The organism is Cytobacillus sp. FSL M8-0252, from assembly GCF_038007345.1.
Taxonomy (GTDB): Bacteria; Bacillota; Bacilli; order Bacillales; family Cytobacillaceae; genus Cytobacillus; species Cytobacillus kochii.
The window spans coordinates 1,827,154-1,844,591 of record NZ_JBBOWZ010000001.1; the positions used below are offsets into that span (position 1 = coordinate 1,827,154).

Here is a 17,438-nt window from a genome sequence, read left to right on the forward strand (position 1 = left end):
TTTTGATGACGTTTTGATATATTTTAATTTTTGATAACATTTTTTTAGTTATATTTCACAAGTATGAAAGTTGCACAACTTTTGTCATTATATTGTAGTGAATGTGGTATAAAAATATTCTTTACCCCTATAATTTTCTAATTTTACCCGTATATTTGTAAAGATAGGTTAATAAAGTTTGTGGCAAGTCTTCATGCTCAATTCATCTAAATTTCCTGTGTTATAATTTGGGTGAATAAAGAGGTGAATGCATGATTAAATCACTGTTTAGAGGCTTGAAGACACAACATAAAACCATTGAAGAAGAAGTTTTTGCAATTCAAAATGGTGATCGACAATTAAGAGATGTGTTTATAAATAAATTTAAACCTTTTGTAGCAAAGTCGGTATCTTTAGTTTGCAGGAGATTTATATATGATTCCGATGATGAATTTAGCGTGGGTTTAATCGCTTTTAATGATGCTATTAATAATTATAATCGAGCAAAAGGGACAAGTTTCGTTTCTTTTGCTGAGGTTGTTATTAAACGAAGAGTGATTGATTATATTAGACAGCAATCGAAACATCAGAACCTTAGTTTAGATGCAAGCCATCACTATGAGGATGGTTCGAATGAGCAAGCCAGTGCATTAATAGAATCAGAAATATCGATAAGGGGCTACTTAGAAATACAAGATCAACAGGCAAGGAAGGAAGAAATAATTAAGTTCACGAATGATTTATCTCATTTTGGTATTAGTTTCAAAGAGATTGTAAAATGCTCGCCAAAACATGCCGATGCAAGAAGGACAGCTATTGAAATTGCCCAATTAATTGCCAATGATGTGATGTTGAAAGACCTGTTATATTCCACCAAAAAATTACCCATCAAGCATATGGAATCAAGAATAAAAGTAAGTAGAAAAACAATAGAAAGAAATCGTAAATACATTATTGCAATGACATTAGTTCTATGTAATGACTTTGTCTATTTAAAGGATTATTTGAAAGGGGTGTTAGAAACGTGAAAAGAGGAGTGATTGTCGCTATTGATGAACGTTTCTTAACACTTTTAACAAATGAAGGAGAATTTTATTTTAGTTATAAATACGAAGCAATATATGAAATAGGTCAAGAGATTGAGTTTGAGCCTGTGATGAAAAACCATAAGGTAGAATCTGTTAAAAAACCGAAATATGTAAAAATGATTATGATTGCTGCTGTATTTATTCTTTCCTTTTTAGGCTTATCCTTATGGCCTAATCATTCTGAACAGACAATCTACGCTTATATGACCATTGATATTAATCCAAGTATTGAACTAGCCGTAAATGAACAATTCGAAGTGATTCAATTGAAGGGTTACAATGCAGATGGAAAAAAAATCATTCAAGAGATATCGGATTGGAAAAATAAACAGTTTGATACCATATTTTCAGATATCCTTTTAATTTGTAAGAGTCAGGGTTATATGCAAAAAGGAAAAGAATTAACGTTCGCCACAGTTGTCATGTCAGATCAATATTTTAAAGAAGAAAGATTAAGGAAACATACTGACTTTGTTACAAGGGAATTAAATGAAGAAGATGTAAGTTTGCATTTAATTGAAGGCTCTAAAACAGAACGAGAGTTAGCTCAAGAAAAAGGACTTACTCTAGGGGCATACATGGAGTTGAACGAGAAGACTGAATATGACAATACCGCAAAATCGGATGTAAATGAATCTGAGGAAGAAAAAAAGACTGCAAGTGATAAAGAAGAAAGTAAGGAAGATAACAAAGAAAGTGAAATAAAAAAAGAAAAGGAAACATCCATAGAAGTGAAGGAAGAGAAGGGGACAGTGCCCACTTCTGATGATAATGAAGCTATCGATCCAAATATAGAGACAAATGAATCAATACCAAATAATGAGGTTGAAGAGAAGAAGTTTCGTTATAAGAAGCATATTGATGATGAACACAATGACTCTTCGGCTGTCACTAATAAGGAGATTGAAAATAAAAAATTTAAAGGAAAACATAAAAATAAAAATGATGATGATGACGATGATGAGAAAGAACAAAATGATACCGATAATTCCGATGTTCATGACGACGATGAATGGCATAATAGGCATAATCAAGACAAGCACAATAATGAAAAAAGGGATAAACATAATGAAAGGAAAAAATATAATAAAGAATCACCATAATTGCAAGATTTATGGGTATAATAAAAAGTCCGAGTTGAACCTCGGACTTTTGCCATGTTATTTTTGTTTTCCAGAAAGTTCTGCTTGAGCTTGTTGGACTAATCTTTTTGTAATTTCTCCTCCAACTGAACCGTTAGATCTGGAAACAGTATCCGAACCTAACTGCACGCCAAACTCTTGAGCAATTTCATATTTAACTTGATCTAAATATTGTTCAATTCCCGGTACTAAAAGTTTATTACTATTCTTTGGCATGATTACACATCTCCTAAAGATAATTTACAGTAATTGATATCACTGTATTTGTATTATGATGTATTGCGTTTATTTCATGAGTGGTAAATTAGCTGTTTGTATCCTTGTTTTGGCAAAGAAAGAATAATTAGCTTTCAAAACAGGGGTAGATTATATTATTATAGAGTGTAATTGAGTTTAGTTGAGGTGAAAAACGTTTGTTAAAAGATTTAAAAGACTGGATAAATAGGCGTTCGCCAGCACAAATAATCACTGCATATTATTTCTTGTCGATTTCAATTTCTGTAGGACTCCTCTATTTACCAGGTGTGAATCAAAAAGGTGTAGAAGTTAGCTTTATAGATACTGTATTTACTGCTGTAACTGCTGTTAGCGTAACGGGGTTAACCGTTGTTGATTTATCACAAACCTATAGTGTTTTTGGTTATTTTGTGATTATGATTATTATGCAATTTGGTGGAATTGGTATTATGGCATTAGGTACATTCTTTTGGATGTTGTTAGGTAAGAAAATTGGATTGAAGAGTAGAAAACTAATTATGGTTGATCACAATCAGTATGCGCTTTCTGGGCTTGTTCAACTAGTGAAAGAAATAATTAAATTAATGATTCTTATCGAAGTAATAGGAATGTTTATACTTGGCTTTCATTTTTTAAAGTATTATCCTACGTGGGACGAAGCTTTTCTCCACGGATTATTTGCCTCTGTAAGTGCAACAACAAATGGAGGGTTAGATATAACAGGTTCATCAATGATTCCATATGCCCATGATTATTTCGTGCAGTTTATTACAATCATTTTAATCTCTTTAGGGGCAATTGGTTTTCCTGTTTTAATCGAAGTCAAAGCTTTTCTATTAAAACGTAAATGGGAAAACTCTCTCCCGTATCGTTTTTCTTTATTTACTAAAGTAACAACCGTTACATACGCTTTTTTACTCGTTTTTGGAACAATTATTATTTTAGTTATGGAGTTTCAGCATTTTTTTAAAGGGCTATCATGGCATGAAAGTTTCTTTTATGCACTATTTCAGTCAGCGACGACGAGAAGTGGTGGGTTAGCAACAATGGATGTTAGTGAATTTACTTTACCAACCCTCTTGATTATGAGTATTATGATGTTTATTGGTGCTTCACCGAGCTCTGTTGGTGGAGGTATACGGACAACTACCTTTGCCTTAAATATTTTATTTATCTGGAATTTTGCCAAAGGAAATAAACATGTGAAAATCTTCCGCAGAGAAATTCATCAAGATGATATATTGAAATCTTTGGTTATTACAATTTTAGCCACGCTTTTATGCTTTGTAGCAGTGGTGTTGATTAGCATTACCAATACACATTTATCACTTATTTCCATAATATTTGAAGTTTGCTCTGCTTTTGGAACGACTGGTCTTTCCATGGGGATAACAGCTGATTTAAGTAATACTGGAAAAATTGTCATTATGATACTAATGTTTGTCGGTAGAATAGGCTTAACCTCATTTTTATATATCATAGGTGGTAAAGAAGAAAAGCCACATTATCATTATCCAAAGGAAAGAATTATTATTGGATAATTAGGTTGATATGAAAACCAAGCTTAATAAAGAGCTTGGTTTTCTAATCTGCTTTATAACCTGCATCTTTTGTTGGGTGAGAGAAGGGAGCATCCGGTAATTCTTTTTCTTCTATAAGTGCGCGATTCTCAGGGGTATTAAAACCAATATCATTTGTTGGATGAACCCATTTGTCTCCAGCCATCACAGCTGGGTCTACGTCATCACTCCAATTCTCAAGTGGAGACTGCTCTGATACATAATTACTATCCCCAATTGTTACCCCAAATTCGTTTACAAAAGGTGGTTGAAGCTTCTTATGACTTTTTCGAAAGTCAGGTGAAGAAATTTGATGTGGTAAACTTTCTATTTCGCTTCGCTCTTGCTTGTTTTTTCTTTTCACTTATTATCACTCCTCTTTTTATCTTTCTCTTCTGTTTAATCGTTTATGAGATTGAACATGAAGAAATAAAAGGTAAGCATAATGACCCTAAATTAGGCGGAAAATATGTTTGTTCTTACGAAATATGAAGGAGGAGTCAGAAAATGAAGAGAAAAGCTAGCCATCGTGCTGTTGAAAAATATAGTAAGACACCAAAAGCCAATCAAGAAGATGTTGAATTTTCAGCTGAATTTACTAGTGGTGAAAATGTAAATAAAGGTGCCAACCGCAATTCAAAACAAGGAAGAAAAGGGAGAAGTTAAATGTACCAGTTGAAAAATGAGCGGAAACAGAAACAGCCTCCTCAAGTGAATGTTGAGTTCGGGATGGAGTTTGGCGATTTGAACGCTTCAAAGATTTATGAAGTTACAAGTAAAAAAGTCAAGGTTAATAAGAAATGAAAGTACAAGCCAGAAAAGTTCAAACTACTTTTCTGGCTTGTTTTTTCATTCTATGATGCAAACACAGCTGCCTGTTCTTTGGCATAATATACAACCATCACAGATTCATCCATTTCAATGAAACCGGTCTGAATATATTTCTCAAGATTAAATGGAAGCTTCTCTACAATGGAATGCTTATATAGTTCTTTTTCGTTTAAATGTAATTGAGCAAAGTCTTTGCTGACGGAACTTGGATCTTTCAGAAAATGTTGATAAAGCAAAGATCGTTCTTTTTTATCAATTGAGGATGGCCACCAAGGTTTTCTAGGTTTATATTTTTGATTAGATAGGTAATCATATTTCATTAAGCCTTCTATGACCTCTAAATTTTTCACTTTTGTATCCTCTAAGAAAGAAAATAATCGATGGAATAAATCTTCTAATTGGTGGCCAATTCTTGACCAGCCTTTCCCTTCCCAATAACTTCCGAACTCTTGGAAAAAATCAAAAGGGGTAGGGAAAATGTTTGTAACTAAGTATTCAATCGTATGATCCATCCGATGGTCATTCCAATATTTTTCTAATACATCTTCTACTTGTTTGATTCGGATAATATCTTGGAATGATAATACATTGTTTCCAAGGATTTCATAAGGTGATTGATCCATATAAATATATTGGTGATTGGCAGCACTTTGTCTTAACCCTGTACCCCTCAACATTTTTAAAAATCCTAGTTGTAATTCTTCTGGACGCAGAGCAAAAACATCATTGAAGGTCTTCTTGAATGATGCATAATCCTCCTCAGGCAAACCAGCAATTAAATCAAGATGCTGATCAATCTTGCCACCTTCTTTTACCATTGTCACTGTTCGAGTCAACTTCTGAAAGTTTTGTTTTCGCTTCACTAATTCATTCGTATAATCATTAGTTGATTGTACGCCAATTTCAAACCGGAATAAACCAGCAGGTGCGTGATCGTTTAGAAATTGAATGACTTCTGGCCTCATAATATCAGCTGTAATTTCGAATTGAAAAACCACGCCAGGCATATGTTCATCAATAAGAAATTGAAACATTTCTAACGCGTAACTCCGGCTAATATTAAATGTTCGATCCACAAATTTAATCGTTTTCGCACCGTTTCGCATTAAATAACGAATATCTTCTTTCACCTTTTCACGATCAAAATATCGAACACCAACTTCAATGGAAGAAAGACAGAATTGACAACTAAAAGGGCAGCCCCTACTCGTTTCAATATATGTAACCCTTTTGCCAAGTTCCCTCTTATCCTCTTCAAATCGAAAAGGAGAGGGGAGTTCACGAAGGTTAAGTTTGTTGTTTTGTGGATTAACATGCAATTTGCCATCTTCAAGATAAGCAATGCCGTTCACTTTGCGCCAATCCTTTTCACCATCTATTTGATGAAGTAGCTGTTTAAAAGTTTCTTCACCTTCACCTACAGCGATAAAATCAATCTCTGAAACATTCTCTAACCATTCAGGGACATCATAGGTCACTTCTGGTCCACCAAGTATAATTATTACTTCCGCATTTATTTTTTTGATCATACGAATGACTTTAATTGTTTCTTCAATATTCCATATATAACAACTGAAACCTATGACATCTGGTTGCTTATTAATTAAATCAGTAACAATATTCATAACTGGGTCTTTAATTGTATATTCAGCTAGTTCAACGTTGAAATCAGGCTCAGCAAATGCTTTTAAATACCTTATGGCAAGGTTAGTATGAATATATTTAGCGTTTAATGTTGACGCAATGACTTTCATTTTCTTCTCCTTTTATATGCATTAAGAAAAGCGGTCGAGGCATAAATACCTAACAGCTTCTTATCTTTGACTAACGTTTTCATTTGACAGTTTTCTAGGCAATACATTTTATTTTATCATAATTTTTATTAAAATCCTAAAGTTAAAAATTAATAAGTTTTAACATTGACTTCATATTGTCTTTAAATTGGTAAGGTATGATTAACCTATCAAAGGAGGAGTGATAAGATGTTAATCGCAGCGATTATACAGTGGCACCGCTTTTGGTTTGTTGGTATAAATTACTTTTTAGAAGGTGATATACCTGAGTGGTTGTTTCACCGACTATTTTCGAAGTCCATGCATCATCAAGAAAAGCTCATCTTTTTCTTGAAGAAACAGAAGGTCACCTCACGCACAAGGAGAGCATCAATACATGGGTAGTATTGTTATAAATAATATAAAAAAATGGCTATAGACATATACTCATCAAAAGTATAATATCTATAGCCATTTATTTATTCTTTACGATTGTTTTTTTCTTCTTCAATAATCCCATCATTTCCTTTATCAATGCCAGTAGCCTGATTGATCATCATGGAGAAAAGGTTTAAACCTTGATCCATTGGATCCATTTCATATTGTTTTTGGCCAATTTTTCGAGATTTTTCAATATCACTCATTAAAGGCACCTCCATGTTAATTAGGTTGCACTAGTTAATTTGGCACCATTCATAAATGAAAGAATTAATTATTTTTGGTTAAGGTAATGTTGTAAGCACATGGCACAAGTGATGGAATCTTTACTAATAAACTTTATCCGCCTTAAATCTGAACGATTAACTATTGTAAAGTGATGATAAGTAAAACCACATTCCGTCTTTTTTTGATTTTTAACAATATGAACTACATTATCTTGTTTACTTACAATTGTTGGAAACATCATAAACGTTTTACTCCTTTTATACCTGGTACTAATATGTGATAATGTAATGATAATCTATTTTGTGTTTTTTGTGAAATGATAAAATAAGGTAATCGAAAGGAAATTTGATACATAATTAGAAATTTATGAAGTGGATAGTGCCGATTAAAATAGTAGTGTTTATTAAGAAGATTTTAGTCGCAAATTTATTTAGATGACCAAATTAATCGCAGTGTTTTTATTAAATTTAAATAAACAGTCTGTTTATATAGGAATAAAAGACAATAACGGCAAGGAGATTTATGAAGTGGATGTCATTATAGTTACTGACCAAGAGCATTTTTAAGGTATTAAATTTTGATGAAGCATTCTTTCAACTGCTGAATTTGCCTGAATTAAATGAACAAAGGAATATAAAGAAAGAACTTTGTAGATTATTGCAAACAAAGGGGTACATACATCTAAAGAATTCTTTTATCAAAATGAGCACCAAGATCAGGGTCTAGGTGCTCCGGGAGGATGAAAGTAAGGGGGGATTTTTAGCCAGCCTCTTTTGTGCATTGTGTTTTTAAGATTCATACTAAATATCATTTTTTCTGCATAAAATCTAGCCCACATAAGTCCAATATCATTTCTAATTGATTGAGTCATGTTAGTTGAACACATCATGATATTTGAAGCGATTTTAATACTAATTAAATTTGCAATTTCATCATTTGTAGATTTAACACCTAATGGAATGTTATTCGGATCAGAGTTAGGCTTCGATTGAGCTGTATTTGAAAGAGGGATACCTTCATTTATCATAAAATTTTCTAAAGTTCTTTTTTGGTGTTCAGCTAATCTTTTCGATTCAGTTAATAAATCTAATAACTCTTTATCAGTAGTTGTATTTAAACAAGTTTCTAATGCAGGAATTTCTTCAGCAATTGAAGTGTAGTACAACCAACACCCCATGGCTTCTCCTATATGTGGATTTTGTTTAGGATCATCTTCTATCGATGTTGATTTTATGTAATTTATAACTGCTTGAAAAGCGTTAGGCAATGATCATCCCTCCGTAATCTTTAGTTATTTAATCTAAATTATCTCCAAAAGTTAAATAACTATGTGTGTAATGAGAATATAAGAAAATGTACCATGAAATAAATAAACTAAAGTTGCGCTCAATTGATCAGATAGGACTTATTAGCAAATTATAGTACTCGAACATAAAAACGTAGGAGGAACTTATTCGTTTTCATTAAGTCGGAGAACCCATAAAAACATGCTGATTCTAACAAAATGCTTGCAGATATGAAAAAATAGCAATGCATCGTTAGGAAATGCTACCAATAGAAAAGTTTGCTAACATGGATTAAAGTTGATTAGGTGATGCCGTAAATTAACAAAAGGTAGCTGGGGTAAATCCAGAGGGCTTGTACCCCTCTGGATCGAAAATTAAATGGCAGTGAATCTATTTACCTTTCCGCCGCTATCCTGAACAATAGCAAGTCCTAATATTGCATTGATTAAATCTGGTATATTAATATCTTGGGCATCTAAAATATAAGCAACAGTACCTCCACCTAATGGGAAACTATTACACCCAATGATATAAAGTTGACCTTGCTCTACTTGATATTCTTTTAGTGCAGGTGCTCCAGAACCTGGAAATGTACAGCTTGATTCAGCAGTTTCACCACCTGAGGTAAGAACAATAACATCACCTAAACCTGGAACAGGAACAGTTATAGCCATAAATATCAAACTTCCTTTCAAATCTAATTGCCAGCTGACTTTGTATCTTATGTTAATCAAATGTGAAAGATTGGATTTAAAACCTAAAGAAGTAAAAATGATATTAATGACCACTGTATATTAAACAAATAATCGATTGATTGAGCTAAGCTAGGTTTACATATAAATAAGTAAGTAGGAAGGGACATTTTTTGAATAAAAATATTAAAAAATTCATTCCGACCCTAACTATTATTTTTTACTGGAATGTAAGAAATGGAAATTAAAAATAAAAGGTCGATAACCCCCTTTAATACCAAGGGTTATCGACCTTTTATAATTAGCGTCCCAGATAGGAATCGAACCTACGACCTACAGCTTAGGAGGCTGTTGCTCTATCCTGCTGAGCTACTGGGACATATATTGTTTTTTTCTTTTGACAATATAAAATTATATACCTATATAAATAAACGGTCAATAATAAAGCCTTTGAAAATTTTTAATGATTTTTATGGTATTAAAATAATGGGGAAAGAGCGCCCATAGATGTATAAATTATAAAAGGCAGTAGTTACATAGCACTGTAACTACTGCCTTACCTATTTAACCAATTCGGTATTTTCTACGATAATATCGAAAGATCGTTCTAATCTGTCTCTTTAGTTGTTTAAACCGTGCAGTGCTTAACTCAATCAGCGGCTGAGTCACTGCGGTGACCCATTTGCTTGATAATAGCAAAGTAAGCACTAAGGCGAGTCCTGCTAACAAGAGAAAACTTCTTGCATCATTGAAGAAATCCTGCACTTCACTTTCTCTAAATACTCGTACGAAAAACCCGTGAAGAAGATAAACGTATAATGTGTTTTTACCTAGCTTTGTAAATGAATAATGTCTATTAGGCACAAAGGCAAAGAAACATGCCATCATCATCAAACTGAGTAAATAGAAACCTAATCTAGTTAACATGGACGAAATAGATGCATCATCAACGACGGAATATGGCTTTGACCCAAGTAACCATTCATAGTTGATGTTTGGATTAAAGTAGAATAACACAAAGACAGCTACAAAAATACCAATCGCACCGATGCGAACCGATGGTCTAAATAAAACTTGGAAATGCTCTTTCTTCATTAAATAACCTAGTAAGAAGAATGGGAAAAACACAAAAGTTCTAGATAAGCTCAAATAGTTTGTAACCCAATCAGCATATCCTACAGCTAGCCCAATCGCAAAAGAGAGGATAATGGCTACACTAGGTTTGAATTTGGCAAATATCAATAACAATAGATGCCAGAAAAATAAAGAAATTAAGAACCATAGCGACCAATGTGGATTAAGCGGATCCACGTTAAAGGCTGCACCTTGATGTAAGAAATAATAAAAGACCGAATAGATTAGTTGGAAAATAAGGTATGGCAAAATCAATTTTTTAGCTATTTTTTGAATATATCCCTTTTGATAATACCCTTTTGCAAAAAAGCCTGAAACTAATATAAATGCAGGCATATGAAATGTATAAATCACTTTGTAAAGCGTATAAATTGTTTCACTATCTTCAATAAAAGAGCGAATCAAATGTCCGAATACCACAAAGAAAATAAGAATAAACTTTGCGTTATCAAAAAAGTAATCACGCTGTCTCATAAATCCTCCTTTATTAAAGACCCCCTAAAACATCACTTATTATATACCCATTATGTAAGAAAATAAATCAATTCAAACATGTGAACGAGTGGATAAAAATCCAAAACATGGACATGTAAAGGTAATATGGCATTGAAGTGTATAGGTATATATAACTATTTTTAGTTAAAATACTACTTCAATATCCCCTTTTTATCGATTATAATGTTAGCAGAATCTAGTATAATAGAATCATTATTGTTAAAAGGGATACATTTTTTTAAAAGGAGGAATTATATTGAAATTACTGAAAAAATGGCGTTTAAAACAAAGTAGCATCCCCTTTTTAAATGCGATGTTAATACGGGTGTCCAAGTCAGATAAATGGAGAAAGTTAAAAATCGGTCAAAAGTATGGGGTAGCTTTGTGGCTTACTTTAGGCGTATTCACTATATCAACGATTTTGTCTTTTATTATGCTTGTCTACAGTACCTTTAAACTTAATGAAGCAGAGAAGGCAAGTGAAAGAGCGCTAGAAATCGCTGATATAGGCACAGATTTCTACTTAAAAGGCGGGACAATTGGGAATTATATTATTGATTCTAATCCAAAACATTTAAATACATATGAAGATTTAGAAACAGACATAAAGAATAAACAACAAGAAATACAAGCAATGATCCAATCGGAAACAGCACAGGAAATGTTTGTTAAAATCAATGAATATGATAAAGAAGTAAATCAATTATTTTATGATGAAATCGCACCAAATGTGAAGTTACAACATGTACGCGAATACCGCTTAGGGAAGTTGCAGGTGGATAATTACATCGAGCAAACAATGAATACATTAGATGAACTAACATCTATTATTAAGGAAGAGCAGGAATCTGCCATTAACCAAGCGAGTTGGATGATGATCGTTTCAATTGTTATCTTAGTACTGTCACTAGTACTATCAGCAATTTTCGGATTTTTTAGTCATAAAATCGTGAATAAACAATTAGCTTATCGTCTTACAAAGGTTGTGACAGCTTCAAAGGAAATAACAAAAGGAAACTTAAAAGCTAGTGATATTCATTCGAATAATCAGGATGAAATTACAGAAATCGCAGACGCTTTTAACCAAATGAAACACCAGTTGCGCCAAATGATTCAAGAAATGCTTACAGTTTCACAAAGTTTAAATGAGAGAAGTGTTCACCTTGGTGCCGTTTCATCTGAAGTCGCAGCTGCTAGTCAAGAAATATCGGCGACAATGGAGGAATTATCGGGAGGAGCAGAAGAGCAAGCAAGTGCAAGTGCGGATTTATCAAAAATTATGGAAGATTACTTATTTAAAGTGGAGAATGCAGAAACGAAAAGTGTTTCTATGCGTGAAGCAGCCTCAAATGTGAAGAATATGACATTAGCAGGAAATGAATTGATGGAAAATTCTAAAGAGCAAATGAATAGGATAGATGAAATAATTAATGATTCGATGCATCGAGTGAAAGGGTTAGATCAAGAAACGAAACAAGTAAATAAGTTAATATCTGTGATACATGAAATCGCTAACCAAACGAATTTATTGGCATTAAATGCGGCGATTGAAGCTGCGAGAGCAGGAGAGCATGGCAAGGGCTTTGCTGTTGTTGCGGAGGAAGTAAGAAAACTTGCTGAAAAAGTCTCCTATTCAATAAGTGATATCACTTCAATCGTCAATAAAATTCAGTCAGAGTCTGTTGGAGTCGTAGAATCGTTACAAGCCGGCTATGAGCAAGTAGAGATTGGTAGTAATAAAATTCATCAAACAGCCAATACCTTCCAAAGTATATCAACTGCCATCACTGATATCCATGGAGATATCGAACATATTTCATCAAGTATGGTAGAAATGCTAGATAATTCAGTTGGGATGAGCGAATCTATAGAAAATATCGCTGCGGTTTCTCAACAATCAGCAGCTGCAGTAGAAGAGACGAGTAATTCTGTTACACATACAAATGATTCAATGGAAAACATCCAGCTATATGTACAAAAGTTAGTTGAAATGGCTAATACATTAAGTAAACTTATAGAAAAATTTAAACTATAATGGGGAAAACAAGTATTCTGCTAGTTTAAGCGGGTACTTGTTTTTTTATTATGAATAAAAAGGATTATGGCGATTTTTGTAGAATAACCTCGTGGTAGAATAATTTGTTTTAGGGGGTAAGGTAGTTTGCCAACATCGAATAGTTCTTTTGAAAGACAAAAGTTGTTAGAAAAGCTCTCAAATGATGAAGGAATCTATTCAGAGCTCTTTATGGAAGCCATAGATGGAATCATCCTATGGGAGGATGGTGGTAATATTGTACATGCGAATGAATCAGCGTGTCGAATATTTGAAACTTCATATAATGAAATTACAAAATGTAAGATTGAAGATTTTGTTGTCGATAAAGATAAAAAGTACAAGGAAATCCTAAATGTATTATATAAAAGAGGGGCAATAAGAGATGAAATTCTATTCTTTATGCCTAACGGACAATCTAAGATTTTAGAATTTACAATGAAATTACAATCTTACACTGGTTTTCATATGGGTATTTTTCGTAATGTGAGTGAGCGAAACCAAATGGAACAAGAGTTAAGAAAGAGTGAATTGAAGTTTAGAAGAGTATTCGAGGGTACACTTGAAGGTATCATTTTATGGGATAACGAGGGAGTGGTACAAGACGTTAACCCTTCTGGAGAGAAAATATTAGGGGCAAGTCGTGAAGAATTAATCGGAAAGTCGTTAAAACATATGATGGCTAGATTTTCTGGGAATTTAGATGAAATGAGAGAGATCATCACACAAATAACAATGAACGGTTCTTATGAAGGAAGGATACAACTACAAGGTAAGGGAAATGAAAATAAATTATTTGAGTATTTAGTCAACTATAATTTGTTTTCAGAGTTTACAATTTCTACATTTAAGGATATAACGGATAAAGTCGAAATGGAAGAAAGATTAAGAAAGTCTGATACACTGAATGTATTAGGACAACTTGCTGCAGGTATTGCTCATGAGGTGCGCAATCCAATGACTGCAGTAAAAGGATTTATACAATTGCTTGAGAACTCATTAAAAAAAGAATCTGATCATGATATGTATTTTAATATTATTTCAACGGAACTCGCAAGAATCGATTCTATTATTAATGAATTTCTTTTTTTAGCAAAACCACAGGCCGTGAGATATATGGAGAATGACATAATTAACATTATGCGCGAAACGGTTAAGTTATTAAATGCTCAGGCCCTACTGAATAATATCCAATTCCGTACTTATTATGAATATGGTTTACCAAAAATGATGTGCGAAGGAAACCAACTAAAAAAAGTTTTTATAAATATTATAAAGAATGCAATTGAAGTAATGCCGGATGGTGGATATATCACAATTACCATTAAACGTCTTGAGGATCAAACTGTAAGAATTTCAATTCAGGATGAAGGTGGAGGAATACCACAGGATAAGTTAGAAAAGCTAGGACAGCCATTTTATACTACAAAAGAAAGGGGAAATGGTCTTGGATTAATGGTTTCATATAAGATTGTTGATGAACATAATGGGGCAGTACAAGTGGAAAGTAGTGAGGGAGTAGGAACAACTTTTCATATTATTCTTCCTATGAGTAATTAATTTTTTTTAAAATATAGGTAGGAAGAATGTAATTTATGTTTCAAAATTAGATATATATCTAATTAGATATATGTTAAAATGGATTTATTCATAACTGTTGTTAAGAAAAGGAGTGAAGGATTATGCAATTAAACCGCATTGTTGCTTTTCATAAAACCATGGGCGATCCAACGAGAATAAGAATTGTTTATTTGTTATCAAAAGGGCCATTACACGGACAAGCAATAGCAGGAAAGTTAGGATTAACACCACCAACGATTACACATCACCTTCATAAATTAAGAGATATTAATTTAGTTTATACAAGAAGAGAAAAAAATACGGTCTATTATTATTTAAACGAAAAGATTATTCTTCATCAAGCTGTTACATTAGAGAAAATCATTAGCCAAAAGGAGGAGTTAGAAGAAATGGAGCAAGACAACGCATATAGAAAGAAAGTACTAGAAGCTTTTATTCAAACTGATGGAAAATTAAAATCTATTCCTGCTCAAAGAAAGAAAAAGCTTATCATTTTTGAACATATGGTAAAAGGGTTGAAAAAAGGTGTGAAATATGAAGAGAAAGAGATAAATGAATATATTAAAAATTTTCATGATGACTTTGCCACGATTAGAAGGGAATTTATTACGAATCAATATATGTATCGTGAGAATGGGATCTATGAAGTAAATCCTCCAGAAATGTGGGCGAAAATAGAATAGTAGTAGTTGGCCTACTGTAGACGGCAAAATCCACTGCTGTGAGTGCTGGTTGGCATTCATTATAAAGAAGCTGCGAATCTAATTTGGCTCTAAATAGACGAGCAAATGCTGACAGATATATAACAGTATTTGCTCGTATTTGATTTTAGCTAATCATGTATAAAATTCAGGTTTGCGATCATCGAAAACAGGGATGGTTTTCCTGACACGATCAACCTCCGAAAGATCAATCGTTGCTGTGACAATTTCCTCTTCTTCGGTACCACTTTTGAGAACTTCCCCCCAAGGATCAATGATCATCGAATGTCCAGCGAATCTATTATTAGGATCCTGCCCTACACGGTTACAAGCAATCACATAACATTGGTTTTCAATCGCTCTTGCCCTTAATAATGTTTGCCAATGATCGACTCTTGGTTTTGGCCATTCTGCCACAACAAAAATAGCTTTGGTCCCGTTTAATGTATGTGCTCGAAACCATTCCGGGAAACGAATATCGTAACAAATCATACCGGCTACTTTCTCACCATTAATATTAAAGCTGCCTTTTTCTTCTCCCGCAGATAAAAATTTATGTTCATCCATTAATTTAAATAAGTGCATTTTATGATATTCTTGTAGCAATTCTCCGTTTTTATCAACTGAAATCATCGTATTAAAGTATTCCTTATCACGCTTAGTAGCAACTGATCCGCCTACGATATGGACTTGATATTTTTTTGCTAAGTTTTTTAAGAATTCAATTGTTTTTTCACCTTTAACATCAGCAGTGGACGACAAATTTTCTAGATCATATCCAGTTGTCCACATTTCTGGTAGGACAATAATATCTGGATATGGTTGAACTTCACAAGCTTCCTTTACTTTTATTTCTACATGCTTATAGTTTTCTTCAGGATGGCCAAATTGTATATCCATCTGTATACAAGCAATATGTAATTTCATCGTTAAAACTCCCTTATTTCAATCTTATTTATACTTTAAATATATACGATTTTTAAAAAGTTTACTACTGTTAATGATTTTAAGTACTTGTCGAAAAGTAATGCAAACTATTCTCAGAAAGCGTCGAATCATGTTGATATAAAAAAAGATTGTCTTATTTTGCGAATCTATTTACTTTTATAAAAATTCTTGTAATAATTTCTCAAGTAGACAAAAAATAATCGAAAGCAGGACAAATTTAGGAGGAGAAAAGTTGAAGTTAAATCAAAGGGAATTATTGGACAAGATTCAAATGAAAAGAGAAATTATGATGAAATGTGCGTGGAAAGTAGGTATTAATGACAAATTAACTATCCAGCATAGTCAGGAACTAGACATGCTTATATATGAATATCAGAAGGCAAAAATAAACTCCGAGCCCCGTAGGACCCGAGAATTTAAGTTAAATATTAAACAATACCATGTAAATATAAAAACAAAAGCTGTATGAAATTAAAAAAGGTCAATTAATAAGATCATGAAAAGTAAACCAATGATAAAAGAATAGGTAGATGTTCTTTCATGACCATCTCCATGGCTCTCTGGGATTAATTCCTTATAAATAATAAATAGCATGGCTCCTGCGGCAAATGAGAGCCCATAAGGGACAAGTGAAGCAACATAAGAGGTTAAATAAAATCCTAATAAGCCTGTGAAAATTTCAATTGTACCTGTTAAAGTGGCAACAATAAATGCTTTAAGTCTACTAATTTTTTGGTTGACCAAAAATAAAGCAACTAAGAATCCTTCAGGTGCATTTTGCAAACCAATGGCAAATGCAATTAAATTACCAGTGTCTCCTCCGTTTTCGGACGCATAACTAACACCAACAGAAAGTCCTTCTGGAATGTTATGAAGTGTAATAGCAGCAACAATTAACATCGCTTTTTCATCAAATTCAATCCCTTTTTTGTTATGAGCGATGTCAATATGTGGAATGTTTTTTTCTAGCAATGTTAAAGTTAAAACCCCTAGAAAAATTCCTACGACTAATGGTAAAAACCCTCCTGCATTTAATGCCTCTGGAATAAGACTCATTGTTGAAGCAGCCATCATAATACCTGCAGTAAATGCGAGTAATATATCACGCCATTTATGTGTCATCGATTGGCCAATAAACAAAATAATCAATGCACCAAGTCCTGTAGACATAGCTGAAAGGATTGTTCCATATAGCACTTCTGTCATTTTATAAATCACCTCTTTAGAATCATCCCTGATTTTTATCAATAAGATGCAGTAATCATTTAGCCTAG

The 17,438-nt window shown here is 33.0% G+C and carries 21 protein-coding genes and 1 tRNA gene; 11 read left to right on the forward strand and 11 right to left on the reverse strand.

Annotation, left to right across the window (positions count from 1 at the left end):
* Positions 1 to 251: 251 nt before the first annotated feature.
* Positions 252 to 1,007, forward strand: coding sequence for an RNA polymerase sigma-I factor (gene sigI / locus MKX83_RS09415; protein ID WP_095369734.1), 756 nt, complete (start codon positions 252 to 254; stop codon positions 1,005 to 1,007).
* Complete coding sequence (locus tag MKX83_RS09420) at positions 1,004 to 2,170, forward strand: anti-sigma factor domain-containing protein (protein ID WP_095369733.1); 1,167 nt, start codon at positions 1,004 to 1,006, stop codon at positions 2,168 to 2,170. The genes sigI and MKX83_RS09420 overlap by 4 nt, the downstream gene beginning before the upstream one ends.
* A gap of 57 nt (positions 2,171 to 2,227) precedes the next feature.
* Here the strand turns inward: MKX83_RS09420 and MKX83_RS09425 are convergent, their stop codons facing one another.
* Positions 2,228 to 2,425: an alpha/beta-type small acid-soluble spore protein gene (locus MKX83_RS09425; RefSeq protein WP_095369732.1), complete on the reverse strand. Its 198-nt coding sequence runs from the start codon at positions 2,423 to 2,425 to the stop codon at positions 2,228 to 2,230.
* Between the two features lie 197 nt (positions 2,426 to 2,622).
* Here MKX83_RS09425 and MKX83_RS09430 point away from each other — a divergent pair, with 197 nt between their 5' ends.
* Complete coding sequence (locus MKX83_RS09430) at positions 2,623 to 3,987, forward strand: TrkH family potassium uptake protein (RefSeq protein WP_307314723.1); 1,365 nt, start codon at positions 2,623 to 2,625, stop codon at positions 3,985 to 3,987.
* 43 nt (positions 3,988 to 4,030) lie between these two features.
* On the opposite strand, the gene MKX83_RS09435 is transcribed toward MKX83_RS09430, so the two are convergent.
* Complete coding sequence (locus MKX83_RS09435; RefSeq protein WP_095369731.1) at positions 4,031 to 4,369, reverse strand: DUF3905 domain-containing protein; 339 nt, start codon at positions 4,367 to 4,369, stop codon at positions 4,031 to 4,033.
* Between the two features lie 143 nt (positions 4,370 to 4,512).
* Between MKX83_RS09435 and MKX83_RS09440 the strand changes: the two genes are divergently transcribed.
* Together MKX83_RS09440 and MKX83_RS09445 are read left to right on the forward strand one after the other, a co-directional pair.
* A complete protein-coding gene (locus MKX83_RS09440) occupies positions 4,513 to 4,671 on the forward strand; it encodes a hypothetical protein (protein WP_180316980.1) in 159 nt (52 codons plus the stop codon).
* Positions 4,672 to 4,809 carry a hypothetical protein gene (locus tag MKX83_RS09445; protein ID WP_307314721.1) on the forward strand — a complete coding sequence of 46 codons (138 nt, stop codon included), beginning with the start codon at positions 4,672 to 4,674 and terminating at the stop codon, positions 4,807 to 4,809.
* A gap of 50 nt (positions 4,810 to 4,859) precedes the next feature.
* Here MKX83_RS09445 and MKX83_RS09450 read toward each other — a convergent pair whose 3' ends face one another.
* Positions 4,860 to 6,590 (reverse strand): B12-binding domain-containing radical SAM protein, encoded by a 1,731-nt coding sequence (locus MKX83_RS09450; protein ID WP_095369730.1) that lies wholly within the window; start codon positions 6,588 to 6,590, stop codon positions 4,860 to 4,862.
* A gap of 228 nt (positions 6,591 to 6,818) precedes the next feature.
* On the opposite strand from MKX83_RS09450, the gene MKX83_RS09455 reads away from it, so the two are divergent.
* Positions 6,819 to 7,013, forward strand: coding sequence for a hypothetical protein (locus MKX83_RS09455; RefSeq protein ID WP_095369729.1), 195 nt, complete (start codon positions 6,819 to 6,821; stop codon positions 7,011 to 7,013).
* A gap of 74 nt (positions 7,014 to 7,087) precedes the next feature.
* Here the strand turns inward: MKX83_RS09455 and MKX83_RS09460 are convergent, their stop codons facing one another.
* Both MKX83_RS09460 and MKX83_RS09465 read right to left on the reverse strand, forming a co-directional pair.
* The gene (locus tag MKX83_RS09460) at positions 7,088 to 7,252 is read right to left on the reverse strand and encodes a hypothetical protein (protein WP_180316979.1); all 165 of its coding nucleotides are present in this window, start codon (positions 7,250 to 7,252) and stop codon (positions 7,088 to 7,090) included.
* A gap of 68 nt (positions 7,253 to 7,320) precedes the next feature.
* Positions 7,321 to 7,515 carry a hypothetical protein gene (locus MKX83_RS09465; RefSeq protein WP_095369728.1) on the reverse strand — a complete coding sequence of 65 codons (195 nt, stop codon included), beginning with the start codon at positions 7,513 to 7,515 and terminating at the stop codon, positions 7,321 to 7,323.
* 193 nt (positions 7,516 to 7,708) lie between these two features.
* On the opposite strand from MKX83_RS09465, the gene MKX83_RS24630 reads away from it, so the two are divergent.
* The gene (locus MKX83_RS24630; RefSeq protein WP_157733738.1) at positions 7,709 to 7,840 is read left to right on the forward strand and encodes a YopX family protein; all 132 of its coding nucleotides are present in this window, start codon (positions 7,709 to 7,711) and stop codon (positions 7,838 to 7,840) included.
* 149 nt (positions 7,841 to 7,989) lie between these two features.
* On the opposite strand, the gene MKX83_RS09470 is transcribed toward MKX83_RS24630, so the two are convergent.
* The 4 genes from MKX83_RS09470 to MKX83_RS09485 all read right to left on the reverse strand — a co-directional run bounded on the left by MKX83_RS09470 (position 7,990) and on the right by MKX83_RS09485 (position 10,860).
* Complete coding sequence (locus MKX83_RS09470) at positions 7,990 to 8,541, reverse strand: DUF3231 family protein (protein ID WP_307314720.1); 552 nt, start codon at positions 8,539 to 8,541, stop codon at positions 7,990 to 7,992.
* A 393-nt stretch (positions 8,542 to 8,934) separates the two neighbouring features.
* Positions 8,935 to 9,234: a hypothetical protein gene (locus MKX83_RS09475; RefSeq protein WP_095369726.1), complete on the reverse strand. Its 300-nt coding sequence runs from the start codon at positions 9,232 to 9,234 to the stop codon at positions 8,935 to 8,937.
* Positions 9,235 to 9,557: 323 nt separating this feature from the next.
* Positions 9,558 to 9,631, reverse strand: a tRNA-Arg gene (locus MKX83_RS09480).
* Between the two features lie 185 nt (positions 9,632 to 9,816).
* Positions 9,817 to 10,860, reverse strand: coding sequence for an acyltransferase family protein (locus tag MKX83_RS09485; protein ID WP_095369725.1), 1,044 nt, complete (start codon positions 10,858 to 10,860; stop codon positions 9,817 to 9,819).
* Positions 10,861 to 11,137: 277 nt separating this feature from the next.
* Between MKX83_RS09485 and MKX83_RS09490 the strand changes: the two genes are divergently transcribed.
* From MKX83_RS09490 to MKX83_RS09500, 3 genes are all read left to right on the forward strand, one after another.
* Positions 11,138 to 12,916 carry a methyl-accepting chemotaxis protein gene (locus tag MKX83_RS09490; protein WP_095369724.1) on the forward strand — a complete coding sequence of 593 codons (1,779 nt, stop codon included), beginning with the start codon at positions 11,138 to 11,140 and terminating at the stop codon, positions 12,914 to 12,916.
* A gap of 126 nt (positions 12,917 to 13,042) precedes the next feature.
* On the forward strand, positions 13,043 to 14,494 hold the full coding sequence (locus MKX83_RS09495; RefSeq protein WP_307314716.1) for a PAS domain-containing sensor histidine kinase: 1,452 nt from the start codon (positions 13,043 to 13,045) through the stop codon (positions 14,492 to 14,494).
* A 122-nt stretch (positions 14,495 to 14,616) separates the two neighbouring features.
* Complete coding sequence (locus tag MKX83_RS09500) at positions 14,617 to 15,198, forward strand: DUF2087 domain-containing protein (RefSeq protein WP_328197220.1); 582 nt, start codon at positions 14,617 to 14,619, stop codon at positions 15,196 to 15,198.
* A 153-nt stretch (positions 15,199 to 15,351) separates the two neighbouring features.
* On the opposite strand, the gene MKX83_RS09505 is transcribed toward MKX83_RS09500, so the two are convergent.
* The gene (locus tag MKX83_RS09505; protein ID WP_341055189.1) at positions 15,352 to 16,143 is read right to left on the reverse strand and encodes a carbon-nitrogen family hydrolase; all 792 of its coding nucleotides are present in this window, start codon (positions 16,141 to 16,143) and stop codon (positions 15,352 to 15,354) included.
* Between the two features lie 253 nt (positions 16,144 to 16,396).
* Between MKX83_RS09505 and MKX83_RS09510 the strand changes: the two genes are divergently transcribed.
* Positions 16,397 to 16,633, forward strand: a complete 237-nt coding sequence (locus tag MKX83_RS09510; RefSeq protein ID WP_095369720.1) for an aspartyl-phosphate phosphatase Spo0E family protein — start codon at positions 16,397 to 16,399, stop codon at positions 16,631 to 16,633.
* Positions 16,634 to 16,635: 2 nt separating this feature from the next.
* Here the strand turns inward: MKX83_RS09510 and MKX83_RS09515 are convergent, their stop codons facing one another.
* A complete protein-coding gene (locus tag MKX83_RS09515; RefSeq protein WP_095369719.1) occupies positions 16,636 to 17,370 on the reverse strand; it encodes a ZIP family metal transporter in 735 nt (244 codons plus the stop codon).
* Positions 17,371 to 17,438: the final 68 nt, after the last annotated feature.

Coding starts and splice junctions, on each gene's coding strand:
- sigI (WP_095369734.1), top strand. CDS start 252: ATGATTAAATCACTGTTTAGAGGCTTGAAGACACAACATAAAACCATT.
- MKX83_RS09425 (WP_095369732.1), bottom strand. CDS start 2,425: ATGCCAAAGAATAGTAATAAACTTTTAGTACCGGGAATTGAACAATAT.
- MKX83_RS09440 (WP_180316980.1), top strand. CDS start 4,513: ATGAAGAGAAAAGCTAGCCATCGTGCTGTTGAAAAATATAGTAAGACA.
- MKX83_RS09445 (WP_307314721.1), top strand. CDS start 4,672: ATGTACCAGTTGAAAAATGAGCGGAAACAGAAACAGCCTCCTCAAGTG.
- MKX83_RS09450 (WP_095369730.1), bottom strand. CDS start 6,590: ATGAAAGTCATTGCGTCAACATTAAACGCTAAATATATTCATACTAAC.
- MKX83_RS09455 (WP_095369729.1), top strand. CDS start 6,819: ATGTTAATCGCAGCGATTATACAGTGGCACCGCTTTTGGTTTGTTGGT.
- MKX83_RS09460 (WP_180316979.1), bottom strand. CDS start 7,252: ATGAGTGATATTGAAAAATCTCGAAAAATTGGCCAAAAACAATATGAA.
- MKX83_RS09465 (WP_095369728.1), bottom strand. CDS start 7,515: ATGATGTTTCCAACAATTGTAAGTAAACAAGATAATGTAGTTCATATT.
- MKX83_RS24630 (WP_157733738.1), top strand. CDS start 7,709: ATGACCAAATTAATCGCAGTGTTTTTATTAAATTTAAATAAACAGTCT.
- MKX83_RS09475 (WP_095369726.1), bottom strand. CDS start 9,234: ATGGCTATAACTGTTCCTGTTCCAGGTTTAGGTGATGTTATTGTTCTT.
- MKX83_RS09485 (WP_095369725.1), bottom strand. CDS start 10,860: ATGAGACAGCGTGATTACTTTTTTGATAACGCAAAGTTTATTCTTATT.
- MKX83_RS09500 (WP_328197220.1), top strand. CDS start 14,617: ATGCAATTAAACCGCATTGTTGCTTTTCATAAAACCATGGGCGATCCA.
- MKX83_RS09505 (WP_341055189.1), bottom strand. CDS start 16,143: ATGAAATTACATATTGCTTGTATACAGATGGATATACAATTTGGCCAT.
- MKX83_RS09515 (WP_095369719.1), bottom strand. CDS start 17,370: ATGACAGAAGTGCTATATGGAACAATCCTTTCAGCTATGTCTACAGGA.